This is a genomic window from Bradyrhizobium mercantei (assembly GCF_001982635.1).
Classification (GTDB): domain Bacteria; phylum Pseudomonadota; class Alphaproteobacteria; order Rhizobiales; family Xanthobacteraceae; genus Bradyrhizobium; species Bradyrhizobium mercantei.
Window position 1 is genome coordinate 1 of record NZ_MKFI01000056.1, and the last position, 788, is coordinate 788.

General features: G+C 50.8%; 1 rRNA gene. It reads right to left on the reverse strand.

The window, feature by feature from the left end:
- Positions 1–420, reverse strand: a 16S ribosomal RNA gene (locus tag BI327_RS40890); the annotation flags it as partial.
- Positions 421–788: the final 368 nt, after the last annotated feature.

Sequence of the window (788 nt, forward strand, 5' to 3'; positions counted from 1 at the left end):
ACCCGAAGGCCTTCATCGCACACGCGGGATGGCTGGATCAGGGTTTCCCCCATTGTCCAAAATTCCCCACTGCTGCCTCCCGTAGGAGTCTGGGCCGTGTCTCAGTCCCAGTGTGGCTGGTCGTCCTCTCAAACCAGCTACGGATCGTCGCCTTGGTGAGCCGTTACCCCACCAACTAGCTAATCCGATATCGGCCGCTCCAATAGTGCAAGGTCTTGCGATCCCCTGCTTTCCCCCGTAGGGCGTATGCGGTATTAGCTACGCTTTCGCGTAGTTATCCCCCGCTACTGGGCACGTTCCGATACATTACTCACCCGTTCGCCACTCGCCACCAGACCGAAGTCCGTGCTGCCGTTCGACTTGCATGTGTAAGGCATCCCGCTAGCGTTCAATCTGAGCCAGGATCAAACTCTTCAGTTTAATCTCTGTATTTGTTTCGTATTTCTTAGTTCCGAAGAACCGAGTCATACGTCGCTACTCAAAGGAAGTGAGGTATGTTCTTAAACTTGACGTCTAAGGTACTTCACTTCTAGTGAGCACTTGATTTCATTGTGCTTGTGACCGAAGTCACTCTGCACTCGCATCAAGCGCCCACACTTATCGGTTGTTTAATTGTTAAAGAGCGGTACTGCTAAATTCTGTACTACTTACTGCATCTTCTGCTTTCTTCGGCGATTTCGCTTTCGCGTCGATCGCTGTGTCAGCAGCAGAGAAACGAGATTATGAAGAAGTTTTTATCGTTTGTCAAGTCAGCTTCGTTTGATTCACTTCGCTGCCTTGCCTACGAC